The sequence below is a fragment of the Aeromonas sp. S41-2 genome (assembly GCF_027705845.1).
GTDB lineage: Bacteria > Pseudomonadota > Gammaproteobacteria > Enterobacterales > Aeromonadaceae > Aeromonas > Aeromonas hydrophila.
On record NZ_JAPDCG010000002.1, the window covers coordinates 712072 to 726533 of the forward strand.

A 14462-nucleotide genomic window follows, 5' to 3' on the forward strand; every position below is an offset into this window, starting at 1 on the left:
GCCGGCTTGCAGAATACTGAATGAAAAGGCGATTTGGCTTTGCACCCGTCAGAGGGATGGTCCATCATCAACCTTTTGCCGAGCGGGAGGAGCCATGTTTGTATTCGACGTCACCGGCGTTGCAGGGGCGCGAGCCGAGATCCGGGTTCAGGCGCTGGACTGGGGGCAGAGCGGCCCCGTCACCTTCCGCTGCGATGACGATCAACTGGCGGTACTGCTGCTGACCGACTGCCGCTGCGATGCGGTGGGCTTCTTCAATCTGCTGGCGGGCTGCAAGCCGCTCTACCTGGAGCAGTGGCTCAGTTATCTGCAGGAGACCGGCCGCATCGCCAAGCAGAACTGCCAGCTGGAGAGCCCGGCCCAGGAGGATTACCTCGCCAAGGCCGGTCTTGAACACGAAGAGCTCAATGCCCTGCTGGGGCAGGTCTATCAGGTGGCGGGTTTCAACCGGCTGCAGATCAACCGTTACCTCAAGAATCGCCACAATCCCACCACCCTGGCGACCCGTTACGATCAGAAGGAGCTGGAGCGCTATCGCCAGCTCAACGACATCATTCTGACTCTGTTGAAGTTGAAGCATCCTCAGTAAACAGCCCGAGCTGGCTGATATCCGGCCGCAGCTGCTGGGGCTTGGCGATGAGATAGCCCTGCAGCCCGTCCACATACATGCCCTGCAGCAGCTGCTTCTGACCCAGCTGCTCCACCCCTTCCGCAATCACCTGACAACCCATCCGGTGTGACACGTCGACGATCATCCGCACGAACTGCTGGTTGGTCAGATCCTGCTCCAGCCCGGTGATGAGGGCGGGATCCAGCTTGATGTAGTCGGGCTTGAGCTCGCGAAACAGGTTGAATGACCCTATCCCCTTGCCGAAGTTGCAGATGGCGGAGCGGCTGCCGTTGCGCCTGAGCAGTTCGAACACCCGCTTGGCTCCGGTCAGGTTGCGCTCCAGATGTTCTTCATCCAGTTCGAACACCAGGTTGGCGCTGGTGTTGGGGTCGTTGAGCAGCTGTCGGTCCAGCCAGATCAGAAAGGCGCTGTTTTGCAGCAGGTTGCTGGAGAGGTTGATGCCCCAACGACTCTGATTCGAGCCAAAGGCCCGGTACTGGCGCATGACGTGGGTCACCAGCATCTGTTCCAGCCGCATCACCATGTCCAGCCGCTGGGCCATGGCGAACAGGGTGTCGGTGGGCAGCACAGTGCCGTCGGCACTGCTGAAGCGGGTGTAGATCTCGTTGTAGGCCAGCATGCTGCGGTGCATGGGCTGGATCGGCTGGTAGGTGAAGCTGATCCGCTCCTGCTCCAGCAACTCGGTCAGTACCAGCTTCCAGTGATGCTGCCCCTGCAGCTCCACCACGCTGTCATCCTGCTGGATGGCCCAGCCGTTGACCGTCTCGGTCTGGGCGCGGGCCAGCGCCAGATCCGCCCTGGCCAGAATGGCCTCGATCTTCTGGCCGCTGCTGAGCCGGGTCAGCCCGGAGTAGGCGGCGCTCTCCAGTTCATGCTGCTGCTGATAGTGATCGAAGGCGATCTTGAGATCCCGCCCGAGCAGGGGGGGCGGGATGTTGGCGACGGGCTGCACCAGCACCGCGAAGTCGGCACCCGAGATGCGATAGACCTGATGGCCGGGGAAGCGGCTCACCACCCTGGTGATGATATTGGCGATATCCTTGATGTAGGCATCCCCCGACTGAAAGCCGCGCTGGGCGTTGAGCTTGCCAAGCTCGGTGGCGCGGATCAGCACCAGGGTGGCGGTCTGGGTGTCCTGATCCCGCTGCAGCAGCTCGGTCATGTCGCGGCGAAAGGCGTGGCGGTTTTGCAGCTGGGTCAGCTCGTCCTGGGTGGCCTGGTTGTGCAGCTCGCTGATCTGGCGGTGGGCATCGCGCTCGGCCTCGTTGAAGTGGGCAAGCAGTTGCTGCAGGGCGGCCTGGGCCTCGGGGGTGGTCAGGCAGGTGGGGTCGCGCAGCTGCAGTGCCCGGCACCACACCTGCTCCTGGTGGCTGCGCTCCGCCTGTTGGAGGCGCAGGGTCAGCATGCTCAGCAAGCCGAAGCCGAGCAGGCTGGTGGCGAGGATGATAAGCAGGGTCAGCAGCGTGCTGGTGAAGGCGAGCCAGAGCCCCTGCAACAGCAGCAGGGGAGCACAGAGGAGAGCGATCACCAGCAGCTGGTTGCTCCCGAGCTTGTTCAACATGGTGTCATCCTTGATGATGTCGTTGATGCTGAAATTCTAACCAAGCTCGCGCCGCAAAGCATGAGATCCCGCTCAACTCCTGGAAAAGGGCCAATTGAAATCAGTTAAATGTGAGTGAAACCACTTTCATGGCGCCGGAAACAGGCGAAGATGAATCGAAAATGGACCAAAACAAGGCAGAGGTAATTATGTTGTTAGAACCCGTAAATACTGCCAAAGCACGGCAACTATTGAACCAGAGTATGGCCTTGGTGCTCGCGGGGGGACGGGGCAGTCGCCTGAAGCAGTTGACCGACAACCGCGCCAAGCCTGCCGTCCATTTTGGCGGCAAGTTCCGCATCATCGACTTCGTGCTCTCCAACTGCATCAACTCCGGCATTCGCCGGGTCGGGGTGGTGACCCAGTACAAGTCCCACAGCCTGCTGCGCCACCTGCAATCCGGCTGGTCCTTCCTGCGTTACCAGATGAACGAGTTCATCGACTTGTTGCCCGCCCAGCAGCGGGTGGACGAGGTGCACTGGTATCGCGGCACCGCCGACGCCATCTACCAGAACGTCGACATCATCCGTGACTACGGCCCCAAATACATCGTCGTGCTGGCGGGGGATCACATCTACAAGATGGACTACGCCGCCATGCTGCTCGATCACGTGCGCCTCGGCGCCAAGGTGACGGTGGCCTGCATCGAGGTGCCACGTGCGGAGGCCTCCGCCTTCGGGGTGATGGACATCGACGAGCAGCGCAAGATCCGCGCCTTCGTGGAGAAGCCGGCCAATCCGCCCGCCATGCCGGGCAACGAAAACGTCTCCCTGGCCTCCATGGGCATCTACATCTTCGAAGCGGAGTACCTCTATCAGCTGCTGGAAGAGGACATTCACAACCAGGAGTCCAAACACGATTTCGGCATGGACGTGATCCCGCGCATCGTGGGAGAGGGCAAGGCGTTTGCCCACCCGTTCACCATGTCCTGCGTGGGGGCAAAAGAGGGGCAGAAACCCTACTGGCGTGATGTGGGTACCCTGGATTCGTTCTGGGAGGCCAACATGGATCTCGCCTCCGTGGTGCCCGAGCTCGACATCTATGATGAGAACTGGCCCATCTGGACCAGCCAGACCATGACGCCGCCGGCCAAGTTCGTGCAGGACAGAAACGGCCAGCACGGCATGACCATCAACTCCATGTTCGCAGGGGGATCCATCGTCAGCGGTTCCTTCGTGCTCAACTCCGTGCTGTTCACCCATGTGCGGGTGCACTCCTTCTGCACCCTGGATCAGGCCATCATTTTCCCCGGCGTCGAGATTGGCTCGGGTTGCCGGTTGCGGCGGGTGGTGGTGGACAAGGGCTGCAAGCTGCCCGACGGGCTGGTGGTGGGGGAGAACGCCGACGAGGACAGCCGCCGCTTCTATCGCTCCGAGCAGGGTATCGTGCTGGTGACCAAGGAGATGCTGGCCAAGCTGGGGTGATGTCACGCCCAACGCCAGATGCCACAACTAAAAAGGGAGCCGATATGGCTCCCTTTTCTATTCAGCGAGTGGCTGATTATTTTTCGGTGATCAGCGCCTTGGCGGCCATCACCATGGCGGTGCCGTGCTTGCCACCGGCGGCGGTCACTTGCGGGACACCATCTTCGTCGGTGTCACCACCGGCCCCTTCGATGACGTTTTCGCCGGAGTCGCCGATCCACTCGGCCATCTGCATGCCGCCGTTGACGGTGCCACGGAACCAGCTCACGTAGCGCTGGGTCAGCTGGGCCAGCTCCAGCGCCGGGGCTTTCTCGCCGCCTTCGTTGCGCAGGTTCAGCATGGCGGAGCGCAGGGCTCCGGAGATGGCGGCCTGGGTCCAGGGGGTGTATTCGCCTTGCTTGCCAGCGAGCCAGGTACCGGCCTTCTGGTTGAAGTAGGCCTTGTCGGCGGCGATGAACAGCTCGCGCGCCGCCGTGCGGTACTTGGCATCCGAGGTCGCCAGGAAGGCGGCGGTCAGGCCGCGGATGGCGGCAAACTGCGCATCGATGGACTGGCCGGCATCGAGCTTGCCACCCAGGGTGACCCCATCGTGCACCAGCCCATTTTTGCCCTTGAGATTGGCGAGGATGAAGTCGGCCTGCTGGCGGATCAGCACCAGTGCCTGCTGGCCCTGAGCGGTTTTCAGGTTCAGCTCGCCATTGTCACCAGCGGCGTAACCGACCGGCAGCGCATCTTGGGCGCGCTGGAAGATCTGCAGGGCGACCAGGCTGTAGGCGGCGTCAAAGGTGGTGACGTGCTTGCCCTGTTTGCCGGCCTGCCAGCTGTCCACCAGGGTGCCGGCCTTGGGCTCGAAGTGCAGGGCATTGAGGTTCTTGAACACCATGCCGGAGAGGTTCAGTGCCAGGGAGAAGGCATCATCACCCGCCACCAGCTTGGCGGCATCGCTGCCCTTGTTGGCGGCCGGTGCGGCGGCGAACGGGGCACCGTCGAACACGGCGTGGAAGGCCGGGTTCTGGTTGGTGTTGGCGCTGCGCTGATCGGTGAAGGCGTAGAACTCGGAGAGCGGCCACAGCATCATCCAGGCGTCGCGCAGCTGGGCGGAGCCGTCTACCACCTCGAGCTTGCCGATGGCGCCGACCTCGTTCTTGCCGGTCTCGGTCACTTTTACCTGATGGGGGAAGTAGACGATACCCTTGGCCGGATCGTACTGCGGGGTGATCTTGGCACCCAGCTGCTTGCCGTCAAAGCCGAGCTGACCCTGCAGGATGGCCAGCTTGTCGATGGACTGCTCGGTCAGCATCATGCCGTTGAAGCCGTCGGCGGCAGAGACCCCCAGCTTGTGCTTGCCGTCCTGATCCATGGTGGCGGACGCGGCCTCCACCTCTTCATCGGTCTCGGCCACGTGCATGCCGCCGAGGAAGTCCTGAGACCACATCACCTCTTTGAGCAGGATGCCGCCCACGGCCGCCGGCACCAGCAGGTTGTCACTGCCGCTCCAGCGCAGGGTGGCGTAGTCGCGGAAGTAGGCCGGTACCTGGGTCTTGACGCTCTTCTCGTTGCCCTTGGCGGTCTTGATGGTGATCTGGTCGCCGTTGACCGGGGTGGCGTTGACGGCTTGCGCAAACTCCGGGTTGGCGGAAGAGTAGGGCAGGGAGAGGGGATACATGCCCTGCGGCACTTCATCGGCCGGGAAACCGACCGCATCGGCCATGGCCAGCACCCGCTGGCCGAGGGAGGCCATGGTGCCGCCGCGAGCCTGGTTTTGCGGACCGTTCACCAGATGGGGGCCCATGCCGGATTGATAGTTGAGGGCGTACATCGCCTCTTCGGAGTATTCGTAGGATTCGATGCCGGCGGCGAAGTCGAACGGCGTCGGCTCATCGGCGCGGTTGGCGTCCAGCACATCCAGATCCAGACCGAGGGCCTCGGCCAGCGGCTCGCCGGAGAGCTCGAACTCGGTGTAGGCCAGCATGTTGGCGGCGGTGTTGAATGTCTTGTCTTCTACCTTGACGGCGGCGTGTGCGGCGCCGCTCAGGAGCGCGCAAGCGATCGCCTGGACCAGTACGGTTTTTCTCATGTCCCTTCTCACCATATGTTTGATTTTATTATGACGCTTCTCATGAATCTAAATGAGAATGGTGTGCATTATGAGGCAAAGGGGGAAGCTTGAGAAGAAAAAACCGCGCCCCTGGAGTTGAAGAGAAGAGGGGCGCGGTTGGGGGTCAGAGCAGCTTGAAGGGGATGACCAGCCGGCCGGGCTCCACCTTGAGGGCTTCGACTTTATCCTTGATCCTGGCTTCGTTCTTGCGACTGCCATCCAGCCGGTAGACGGGGGTCTGGGAGAGGAACAGCGAGAGCGACTGGTTGAAGGTGGGCAGCAGCGGGGTGAGAGCGGTACCCACGTCGGCCGGCTCGGTCTTGACCGAGATGAGCTCGAGATCGCGCAGGTAGATGGCGCCCTGCTCGGCCACGTAGTCGGGGCGGGCGCTCAGAGAGAGGCGGATCTTCATCTGCTGGCTGCCAAGGGGGCTCGCTACCTGCAGATCGCCGGCGGCATCCAGTTCGACCCGGTCGGCCTGGCGGCGACCGATGCGGCTTTGCATCTCATCGAGGCGGATCTTGCTCGACATGATGCCGGGGATCCCCAGCTGCTTTTCGAAGGCGACCCTCTCTTTGAGGTATTGGTTGATCTCCCCTTCGCTGACGTTGTACTGGGTCAGTGAACAGGCGGCCAGCAGCAGGCTGAGGGGGAGCAGAAGCAGGTGCTTTAACATCGAGGATCCCGTGGGTTGAGGCAATGGTCATAAAGATGGCGCCATCTTAGGGGGAAATGGCGTTCGCTGCCAGCGCGGGCGGCGAGCCTGCGGTTTTTGTCGCAGCCTCATATGGGGGGTTGGCTGCGGTGTTCATACGGACAAGGCTGGCCGGACCTGCACGGTGGGCCGCAGCAGCCGTGGCACCCGCCATATCCACAGATAAGTTCCAGTTTTATCGGCATAAAAATCCCATTGACCGGGGGATTTCAAAGCGAGTATTTTACCGCCGCACAAATACAAACTGATAATCATTATCATTTTGAATCATATTTGAGGGTGTAAAGTGGATACTCTTGTGATGGAAAATAGCGCGCCTGCCCAGGCTGCGTCTTCGCCCGAATTCTTGTTTACCTCGGGTCAGGGCACGCTCAGTGCCACTGACCTGGGCCAGCCTATCACCACCCCCGCCTGTGAATGGCCTTTGCTAGAACAACAGATTGCCGACGCGCTGGCAGCGGCCAGTGCCGCCGGCCAGGCCAACCCCCTGCTGATCGGTGCCTTCGCGTTCGACCCGGCGGAAGCCTCCTGCCTCTATGTGCCCGGCCACTATGAGCGGGGCGATCGCCCTGTCCCGCTGGCACAGGCGCCGGCGACAGCAGCGATGACAGAGCAGGCTGTCGAGGCCAACCAGGTCATCTCGGTGCAGAGCACCCCGCCGGCCAGCGAGTTTCAGGCCTCGGTCAGCGCGGCGCTGGATGCGTTTGCCCAAGGCAAGCTCGCCAAGGTGGTGTTGTCGCGCAAACTCACTCTTACCCTGCACCAGCCCGCCGATCCTAAGCAGGTGATGGCCCGTTTGATGGCCCAGAATCCCCATGCCTTCCACTTCTCCCTGCCGCTTGGCCAGGACCGCCGCCTGCTTGGCGCCAGCCCGGAGCTGCTGCTGCGGGTCAGCGGGGGAGAGGTGTTCACCCACCCGCTGGCGGGCTCCGCCAGACGGGTAAGCGAACCGGCGCAAGACGAAATGGTGGCCCGGGATCTGCTGGCCTCTCGCAAGGATCAGCATGAGCACCGCCTGGTGATCGACGAGATCCGCCGGGTGCTGACGCCCCACTGCCGCGAGCTGGCGATCCCCGCTCATCCCTCGCTGATGAGCACGGATACCCTCTGGCATCTGGGCACCCCCATCGCCGGGCAGCTCAATGGCGGCGAGGCGTCGGTGCTCTCCTTGGCCTGCCAGCTGCATCCCACCCCGGCCCTGTGCGGCTATCCCACCGATCTGGCCCGCCAGTTCATCCGCGAGCAGGAGCCCTTCCGGCGGGCCCTGTTCAGCGGCATCGTCGGTTGGTGCGACAGCCAGGGCAACGGCGAGTGGGCCGTGGTGATCCGCTGCGGCGTACTCGATGGCCATCAGGTGGAGCTGTTCGCCGGCGCCGGCATCGTTGCGGGTTCGGATCCCGCCATGGAGTGGGCCGAGACCGGCACCAAGCTGGGGACCATGTTAAAAGCCCTGGGCCTGGATTTGGAGGTAGCGCAATGACCCAGTCCAACCGCTTCTTGCCCTATACCCGCTGGCCCGATGCCTTGGCCCGGCAGTACCGCGCCAAGGGCTATTGGCGTGGCGAGCCGCTGACCGCCATGCTGGCGCGTCAGTGCGAACTGGCCCCCGACGCCGAGGCGATCCTCTGCGGCGAGCGCCGCTTCAGCTATGGCGAACTGGACGCAGCTTCGAGCCGGCTGGCCGCAAATCTGGCCCGCCACGGCCTGGGGGTGGGGGACACAGCGCTGGTGCAGCTCTCCAACGTGGCCGAGTTCTATCTGGTGTTCTTCGCCCTGCTCAAGGCCGGCATCGCGCCAGTCAACGCACTCTTTAGCCACAACCGGCTGGAGCTCCTCTCTTATGCCGAGCAGATCACACCGCGCCTCTTTATCGGCTCGCTGGCCCATCCGCTGTTTGCGAGCAAGGGTCGCGAGAGCGAGTTGCTGACAACCATCGGCGCCGAACTGGTGCTGCTGGATGGCGACGCAGGAGAGCTGGGGCTGACCCACTGGTTGACGAAAGTGGCTGAGAGTGAGCCGGTGAAATCTGGCCCGACTCCGGCGGACGAGGTGGCCTTCTTCCAGCTCTCCGGTGGCAGCACCGGCACCCCCAAGCTCATCCCCCGCACCCACGATGACTACCTGTACAGCGTGCGCCGCAGCAACGAAATCTGTGAATTGGGCCCCCATACCCGCTATCTGTGTGCCTTGCCGGCGCCCCACAACTTCCCCCTGAGCTCCCCCGGGGCACTCGGGGTGTTCGAGGCGGGCGGTACCGTGGTGCTGGCGCCGGATCCCAGCCCCATCAGCTGTTTCCCGCTGATTGCCCGCCATCAGATCAATCTCACCTCGCTGGTGCCGCCGGCGGTCTCGCTCTGGCTGCAGGCCGCGGAAGCGGATCCCACTGCGCGCTCTCAGCTCGAGAGTCTCGACTTGCTGCAAGTGGGCGGCGCCAAGCTGGGGGAGGCGGTGGCCAGCAAGATTGGGCCGCTGCTCGGCTGCCGGCTGCAGCAGGTGTTCGGCATGGCGGAAGGGCTGGTCAACTACACCCGGCTGGACGACCCCGACGAGAAGGTGATTCACACTCAGGGCCGCCCCATGAGCCTGGACGACGAGGTGCGCATCCTCGATGAGGCGGGCAACCCGGTCGCCCCCGGCGAGCCTGGCGCTCTGCACACCCGCGGCCCCTATACCTTCCGTGGTTACTACCAGAGCCCGGCCCACAACGCCCGGGTGTTCGATGCCGAGGGCTTCTACTGCTCCGGCGATCTGGTGGTACAGGATGCCGATGGTTACCTCACAGTGGTAGGGCGACAGAAGGATCAGATCAACCGGGGCGGCGAGAAGATCGCGGCGGAAGAGGTGGAAAACCAGCTGCTGCACCACCCGGCCATCACCCATGCGGCCCTGGTCTCCATGCCCGACAGTGCCATGGGGGAGAAGAGCTGCGCCTTCATCGTCAGCACGGATCCCGCCTTGAAGTCGCTGGCCTTGCGCAAGTTTCTGCGCGAGCGTGGGGTGGCGGACTTCAAGCTGCCCGACCGTTTCGAAACCCTGGACGCCCTGCCCATGACGGCGGTGGGCAAGATTGACAAGCAGGGGCTGCGGGCGCGCATTGCGCACACCATCGCCGCCAACCAGCCCCTGACAACAGCATAAAACTAAAAGGAATCATGACGTTATGGCTATCCCAACCCTGAACAATTACGCCATGCCCAGCCAGTGGAAGGCCAACAAGGTCGACTGGACCCTGGATCCCAAACGCGCCGCCCTGCTGATCCACGACATGCAGGAGTACTTCACCGCCTTCTATGGCGAAAACAGCCCGCTGATCGCGGCGCTCACCGAGCGCCTGGCCGCCGTGCGCAAGCAGTGCAAGGCCCTCGGCATTCCGGTCTTCTACACCGCCCAGCCCAAGGATCAATCCCCTGAAGATCGCGCCCTGCTCAATGACATGTGGGGTCCGGGTCTCAACAAGAGCCCCGAGCTGCAGCAGGTGGTCGCGGCGCTGCGCCCAGAGCGGGATGACACCGTGCTGGTCAAGTGGCGCTACAGCGCCTTCCAGCGCTCCGAGCTCGAGCAGATGCTCAAAGCGCTGGGGCGGGATCAGCTGATCATCGGCGGGATCTACGGCCATATCGGCTGCATGATGACCGCCTGCGACGCCTTCATGCGCGACATCCAACCCTTCTTCCTGGCGGACGGGGTGGCGGACTTCTCCCTGGCCGATCACCAGATGGCGCTGGACTACGTGGCGACCCGCTGCGGCAAGGTGATCCCCTGCGAGGAGGTGCTGGCCCTTGCACCGGCTTCTGCTTCTGCCGCCCAGAGCAATCCGCTCCTGACCAATCCGTTGCTGACGTATGAGGGGCTCAAGGCGCGGCTGCTGAGCCATATCGACGAGGACGAGGGGGAGTTTGACCCCGACGAGAACCTCATCGACTACGGTCTGGATTCGGTGCGCATCATGGCCCTGCTCACCGAGTGGCGCGCCGCCGGGGTGGAGCTGGGCTTCGTGGATCTCGCCAAGCTGCCGACCCTCAACGGCTGGTGGCGCCTCATCGAGGCCAAGCTGGCAGCCCAGGCGCTGGAGGTGACCCCATGAACCGCTTCCCCTTGACCATTCCCCAGCAGGGGCTCTGGTCCGGTCATCTGCTCAATGACGACAAGGCGATGTTCAACACCGCCGAGTGCATCGCCTTCGATGGCAAGGTCGAGGCGGCCGTGCTGGCCGCAGCCCTTGCCAAGGCGGTGGGGGAGTGCGAGGCGCTCAAGGGCCATTTCGAAGACGATAAGGAGGCGGTCTGCTTCGTCCCGGCCGAGCTGCCCCTGGTCTATGAAGAGGTCTCCCTTGAGCGCGATGACGAGACGCTGGCTCGCGCCTGGGCCTGGGCCGATCTGCGCCGCCCATTCGAGCTGACCCAAGAGGCGCCCTGTCGCTTCGCCCTGCTGCGCGGCCCCGGCCGCGATTACCTCTACAGCTGCGTGCACCACATCGCCCTCGACGGCTTTGGCACCACCTTGCTGTTCCAGCGTATCGCCGAGCTGTATGCAGAGGGGCTGGCCGGTGAGATGAACTCCCCATCGCCTTTTGGCTCGTTGGCGGAGGTGCTGGCGGAAGAGGCGAGCCGCGAGCAGAGCGGCAAGAACGCCGTCGCCCGCGCCTTCTGGCAGGAGCAGTTGAAGGAATGGCCCGAGGTGCGCTCCTTCAGCGAATCCCGAGCCCCCATCGCCGCCGAATTTCTCCGCGAGAGCCGCCCGCTGCCGGCGGCGCTGTGGCAATCCCTGACCGGCTTTGCCGACGAGCACAAGCTGGGCTGGCCCGATCTGCTGCTGGCCGGCCTCTCTGCCCAGCTGTCGCTGTCGAGCGGCCAGGATAAGACCCTGCTCGGCCTGATGATGATGAACCGCATCGGCTCGGCGTCGCTGACCGTGCCCTGCATGCAGATGAACATCACTCCCCTTGCTCTGGAGCTCGAAGAGAGGCTGGATCTGGCGGGAGCCGCCGGCGCCGTGGCCAAGGCCAAGCGCGGGGTGCGCAAACACCAGCATTACCGCTACGAGCTGCTGCGCCGCGACCTTGGCCTGGTGGGGGGCGACAAGCGCCTGTTCGGCCCGCTGGTCAACATCATGCCGTTTGATCACGCTCGCCGCTTTGGGCCGCTATCTGCCCATATTCTCAACATCAGCGCCGGCCCGGTGGAGGATCTCACCATCGAGGTGCAGGTTGGCGTCGATGGCCAGCCACGCCTGGATCTGGACGCCAACCCCGGCTGCTACCGGCAGGGGGATCTGGCCGCCATCGCCGATACCCTGTTTGCCCTGCTGGGGCGCTGGCTGACCGAGCCCGCCCAAACCCTGGGAACGCTCAAGGCCGACTGGCTGGCCGAGCAGCGAGCCAGCGCCCTGATCGCCGGCCCCACCCATGAAGTGATCAAGACGCGGCCGGTGCTGGAGGCGCTCTGCCACTTCGCCGCCCAGACCCCGGACAAGATCGCCTTGATTCAGAGCACGGAGCAGGGAGAGGCCCGCTTCAGCTACGAGGTGCTGCTGGCCCGATCCGAACAGATGGCAGCTGCCCTGCAGGCCGTAGGCGTCGCCCCCGGCGACAAGGTGGGGGTCATGCTGGCTCGCACTCCCCAGGCCATCTTCGCCCAGCTGGCGGTGCTGCTGGCGGGCGCCGTCTACGTGCCGCTCGACCCTGAGCAGCCGCTGGAGCGTCAGGGCCATATTCTGCGGCTGGGGGAGGTCAAGACCCTGATCACCCAGGCCGAGTACCGTCACAAGCTGGCCAGCCTGTTTGAGGGGCGTACTCTCTTGGTTGGGGATCTGCTGGCGGGGGATCTGGTGAGCGATAACCGCTTGAACCAGCCGGCCGCCGGCCGCGCCGTCGCCTACCTGATGTTCACCTCGGGCTCGACCGGTCTGCCCAAGGGGGTGGCGGTCAGTCACGGTGCGCTGGATCACTTCGCCGCTGCGGCCCGCTGCCGTTATCACCTGGATGAAGACGCGCGGATGCTGCAATTCGCCCCCTTCAACTTCGACGCCAGCATCGAGGAGGTGTTCGCTACCTTGAGCGCCGGCGCGACCCTGGTGCTGCGCACCGACGCCCTGCTGGAATCCATGCCCACCTTTGCGGCTGGGGTAGAAGCGCAGGGGATCACCCACCTCGACCTGCCCACCGCGTTCTGGAACGAGTGGGTGGTGGCGCTGACGGCGGGCCAGGCCCACATTCCTGCCAATCTGGCCACCGTCATCATCGGCGGCGAGGCGGTCTACCCTGAGCAGCTGGCCCAGTGGCAACGCCAGGGGCGCTTCGATGTGCGCCTGTTCAACACCTACGGCCCCACCGAAACCACAGTGGTGGTGACCACCCAGGAGCTGCAGCAGGAAGATCCGAGCCAGACCCAGTTGCCCATCGGCCTGCCGCTGCCCGGCATGCAGGCACTTATCCTGGGGGCGGGGGAGCAACCTGCCGAGGAAGGAGAGCTGGTGCTGCTCGGCCCGCAGCTGGCCAACGGCTATGTGGGCGGCGTGCAGGGGAGTTTCGGCACCCTGAGGGTCGGGGCGAAGCAGCTGCCCGTCTATCGCACCGGCGATCGAGTGCGCCTGGTGGCCGGCCGGCTGGTCTACCTCGGTCGGCGTGACAACGAATTCAAGATAAGCGGCTATCGCATCCAGCCCGGCGAAGTGGAGGCCCAGCTGCTGGCCCTGCCTGGGGTGGACGAGGCCTGCGTGCAGGGGGTGAGCATCGGCAGCGTGCGCCGGCTGGTGGCCTTCGTGGCGGGGGCGGAGCGCGACAGCCGGGTCATCAAGGCCCAGCTGGCCAAGGTGCTGCCTGCCGCCATGATCCCCACCGACTATCGCCACTATGACCAGCTGCCCCGCACCGGCTCCAACAAGCTGGATCGCAAGGCCCTGCTGGCCGCCTACCAGGCGGGCGGCGAAGCCCTGACCCTGGGCAGCGAGACCGAGAACCGGGTCGGCGCCATCTGGCAGCAGATCCTGGGGCTCGCCACCATGGCGCCTGCCGACAACTTCTTCGAACTGGGGGGCCAGTCCCTGCAGACCATCCAGATAGTCAACCGGCTCGGCGCCGAGTTCGGGGTGCAGGTCAAGGTCTCTGACGTGTTCGATCACCCTCGGCTGGATGATTTCTGCCGTTTCCTCGACGGCCTGCTTTCCGAGGACGAAGAGAGCGTGGAGATGGTGTGGTGATGGATAAGGAGCAACAAGCAATGGTCTTTGATTTTACTGGCAAGCGGGTCTGGGTGACCGGGGCCGGGCGTGGCATCGGCCGCGAGGTGGCCACTCAGTTCGTGGCGGCCGGCGCCTGTGTGGTGGGGCTGGATCTGGTATTCCCCGAAGCCGACTACTCCTATGCCACCCGGCTGTTCGATATCGGCGACTCGAAGGCGGTCAGCACCTGCTGCGCAGCGCTGCTGGCAGACGGCGGGCTCGATGTGCTGGTGAACGGGGCCGGGGTCTTGCGCCTCGGCTCCACCGAGACTCTGAGCGATGACGACTGGCACGACTGCATGACGGTCAACGCCAGCGGCGTCTTCTATCTGCTGCGGGCCCTGGTGCCCCACTTCAAGGGGCAGCGGCGCGGCGCCATCGTCACCATCGGCTCCAACGCCGCCCATGTGCCGCGCATGCAGATGGCGGCCTATTGCGCCTCCAAGGCGGCGGTCACCAGCCTGACCCAGACGGTGGGGTTGGAGCTGGCCCCCTTCGGCGTGCGCGCCAACCTGGTGTCGCCAGGCTCGACGGATACCCCCATGCTGCGCGGCATGCTGCCAAGCGAGGAGGCCATGGCCCGCACCATTGCCGGGTTGCCGGAGCAGTTCAAGCTCGGCATTCCCCTGCGCAAGGTCGCCACCCCGGCGGAGATCGCCCATACCGTCCTCTTCCTGGCCTCGGATCTGGCCAGCCACATCACGCTGCAGGATCTGGTCGTCGACGGCGGCGCCACCCTGAGTGCCTGAGGCTTGAGAAACAGATGAACAATATGA

10 protein-coding genes are annotated in these 14462 nt (G+C 64.3%); 7 read left to right on the top strand and 3 right to left on the bottom strand.

Annotated features, from left to right (window positions below; genetic code table 11):
* The first annotated feature begins 94 nt into the window (after positions 1-94).
* Entirely contained in the window at positions 95-589 is a 495-nt protein-coding gene (locus OKC44_RS07715) for a hypothetical protein (RefSeq protein WP_011706315.1), read from the top strand.
* On the opposite strand, the gene OKC44_RS07720 is transcribed toward OKC44_RS07715, so the two are convergent.
* Positions 552-2192, bottom strand: coding sequence for an EAL domain-containing protein (locus OKC44_RS07720; protein WP_011706314.1), 1641 nt, complete (start codon positions 2190-2192; stop codon positions 552-554). The genes OKC44_RS07715 and OKC44_RS07720 overlap by 38 nt on opposite strands.
* 188 nt (positions 2193-2380) lie before the next feature.
* On the opposite strand from OKC44_RS07720, the gene glgC reads away from it, so the two are divergent.
* Positions 2381-3655, top strand: a complete 1275-nt coding sequence (glgC, locus tag OKC44_RS07725) for a glucose-1-phosphate adenylyltransferase (RefSeq protein ID WP_011706313.1) — start codon at positions 2381-2383, stop codon at positions 3653-3655.
* A gap of 76 nt (positions 3656-3731) precedes the next feature.
* On the opposite strand, the gene OKC44_RS07730 is transcribed toward glgC, so the two are convergent.
* Both OKC44_RS07730 and OKC44_RS07735 read right to left on the bottom strand, forming a co-directional pair.
* Positions 3732-5732 carry a hypothetical protein gene (locus tag OKC44_RS07730; RefSeq protein ID WP_270812027.1) on the bottom strand — a complete coding sequence of 667 codons (2001 nt, stop codon included), beginning with the start codon at positions 5730-5732 and terminating at the stop codon, positions 3732-3734.
* 145 nt (positions 5733-5877) lie between these two features.
* Positions 5878-6429 (bottom strand): lipoprotein, encoded by a 552-nt coding sequence (locus tag OKC44_RS07735; protein WP_024944003.1) that lies wholly within the window; start codon positions 6427-6429, stop codon positions 5878-5880.
* Positions 6430-6754: 325 nt separating this feature from the next.
* Between OKC44_RS07735 and amoC the strand changes: the two genes are divergently transcribed.
* The 5 genes from amoC to amoA are packed head-to-tail and all read left to right on the top strand — an operon-like array spanning position 6755 to position 14435.
* A complete protein-coding gene (amoC, locus tag OKC44_RS07740; protein ID WP_270812030.1) occupies positions 6755-7948 on the top strand; it encodes an amonabactin biosynthesis isochorismate synthase AmoC in 1194 nt (397 codons plus the stop codon).
* Positions 7945-9606 (top strand): amonabactin biosynthesis (2,3-dihydroxybenzoyl)adenylate synthase AmoE, encoded by a 1662-nt coding sequence (amoE, locus tag OKC44_RS07745; protein ID WP_270812032.1) that lies wholly within the window; start codon positions 7945-7947, stop codon positions 9604-9606. Before amoC ends, amoE begins: the two co-directional genes overlap by 4 nt.
* Positions 9607-9628: 22 nt before the next feature.
* Positions 9629-10552 (top strand): amonabactin biosynthesis bifunctional protein AmoB, encoded by a 924-nt coding sequence (gene amoB / locus OKC44_RS07750; RefSeq protein WP_270812035.1) that lies wholly within the window; start codon positions 9629-9631, stop codon positions 10550-10552.
* Positions 10549-13665: an amonabactin biosynthesis non-ribosomal peptide synthetase AmoF gene (gene amoF, locus OKC44_RS07755; RefSeq protein ID WP_270812039.1), complete on the top strand. Its 3117-nt coding sequence runs from the start codon at positions 10549-10551 to the stop codon at positions 13663-13665. Before amoB ends, amoF begins: the two co-directional genes overlap by 4 nt.
* Positions 13666-13685: 20 nt before the next feature.
* A complete protein-coding gene (gene amoA / locus OKC44_RS07760; RefSeq protein WP_270812041.1) occupies positions 13686-14435 on the top strand; it encodes an amonabactin biosynthesis protein AmoA in 750 nt (249 codons plus the stop codon).
* The last annotated feature ends 27 nt before the right edge of the window (positions 14436-14462 follow it).

What these genes read in the sequence shown, in the direction of transcription:
- glgC (WP_011706313.1), top strand. Translation starts at nt 2,381, where the DNA reads ATGTTGTTAGAACCCGTAAATACTGCCAAAGCACGGCAACTATTGAAC.
- OKC44_RS07720 (WP_011706314.1), bottom strand. Translation starts at nt 2,192, where the DNA reads ATGTTGAACAAGCTCGGGAGCAACCAGCTGCTGGTGATCGCTCTCCTC.
- amoF (WP_270812039.1), top strand. Translation starts at nt 10,549, where the DNA reads ATGAACCGCTTCCCCTTGACCATTCCCCAGCAGGGGCTCTGGTCCGGT.
- amoB (WP_270812035.1), top strand. Translation starts at nt 9,629, where the DNA reads ATGGCTATCCCAACCCTGAACAATTACGCCATGCCCAGCCAGTGGAAG.
- OKC44_RS07730 (WP_270812027.1), bottom strand. Translation starts at nt 5,732, where the DNA reads ATGAGAAAAACCGTACTGGTCCAGGCGATCGCTTGCGCGCTCCTGAGC.
- OKC44_RS07735 (WP_024944003.1), bottom strand. Translation starts at nt 6,429, where the DNA reads ATGTTAAAGCACCTGCTTCTGCTCCCCCTCAGCCTGCTGCTGGCCGCC.
- amoA (WP_270812041.1), top strand. Translation starts at nt 13,686, where the DNA reads ATGGTCTTTGATTTTACTGGCAAGCGGGTCTGGGTGACCGGGGCCGGG.
- amoE (WP_270812032.1), top strand. Translation starts at nt 7,945, where the DNA reads ATGACCCAGTCCAACCGCTTCTTGCCCTATACCCGCTGGCCCGATGCC.
- OKC44_RS07715 (WP_011706315.1), top strand. Translation starts at nt 95, where the DNA reads ATGTTTGTATTCGACGTCACCGGCGTTGCAGGGGCGCGAGCCGAGATC.